A 603-nucleotide genomic window follows, 5' to 3' on the forward strand; every position below is an offset into this window, starting at 1 on the left:
AGTCGGGCGAGGAGGGCGTGTTCGACGAGGGTGATGAGGGCGCTTTTGGCGCTGTCCCGGCGGCGGGCGTCGAGGGTGATGACGGGGGTTTCGGTGCTGAGTTGGAGGGCTTCGCGGACTTCGTCGGCGGTGTGGGGCTGGTGTCCGTCGAAGCCGTTGAGGGCGACGACGAAGGGGAGTCCGCTGTTCTCGAAGTAGTCGAGGGCGGGGAAGCAGTCGGCGAGGCGGCGGGTGTCGACGAGGACGACGGCTCCGATGGCGCCTCGGACGAGGTCGTCCCACATGAACCAGAAGCGGTCCTGTCCGGGGGTGCCGAAGAGGTAGAGGATGAGGTCTTCGTCGAGGGTGATGCGGCCGAAGTCCATGGCGACGGTGGTGGTCGTCTTGCCGGAGACGTGGCTGAGGTCGTCGATGCCGGCGGAGGCCGAGGTCATGACGGCTTCGGTGCGCAGGGGGTTGATCTCGGAGACGGCGCCGACGAGCGTGGTCTTGCCGACGCCGAAGCCGCCCGCGATGACGATCTTCGCGGAGGTGGTGGCGCGGGTGGGGGCGGCCGCGTTAGAGCTTGCGAAGTCCACTGAGGACCCTTTCGAGCAGCGTGAC

Annotated in this window: 1 protein-coding gene; it reads right to left on the bottom strand. The window is 68.0% G+C overall.

The features are described from left to right. The coding region (locus BG452_RS36425) for a GTP-binding protein (protein WP_188308622.1) at nt 1-578 on the bottom strand (578 nt) is incomplete at its 3' end. Nucleotides 579-603: the final 25 nt, after the last annotated feature.

This window comes from Streptomyces sp. CBMA123 (assembly GCF_014596465.1).
GTDB lineage: Bacteria > Actinomycetota > Actinomycetes > Streptomycetales > Streptomycetaceae > Kitasatospora.